Here is a 253-nt window from a genome sequence, read left to right as displayed (position 1 = left end):
TAAGCTTCGAGCGTACCCGTGTGGCCAGCCACAACACGCAGCAGAGACTGATCGCTGCGGCTGCCGGGTGGATCCACCTCATCCTTACCAACAGAGGCGCAGAGCTCGCGAAGTCGGCAGCCAAGGCGCCGTCAGTGAAGGCGAAGGGAAGAGCGTATCCGCCAGGGCTGCTACCGCGCCCGTCGCGCCTACGATCAACGTTGACACAGCCGCTGTCCATGCTGGCCATGCCAGTGCTTTGACGGAACCTCTT

At 62.8% G+C, this 253-nt stretch carries 1 protein-coding gene; it reads left to right on the top strand.

Annotated features, from left to right (window positions below):
* The coding region (locus JAO29_RS23300; protein ID WP_334270671.1) for a hypothetical protein at positions 1–242 on the top strand (242 nt) is incomplete at its 5' end.
* Positions 243–253 lie beyond the last annotated feature (11 nt).

Origin of the sequence: Edaphobacter sp. HDX4, from assembly GCF_036877565.1 — a bacterium.
In the GTDB taxonomy this organism is placed as follows: Bacteria; Acidobacteriota; Terriglobia; order Terriglobales; family Acidobacteriaceae; genus Edaphobacter.
This window is presented reverse-complemented; position numbering and strand designations above follow the sequence as displayed.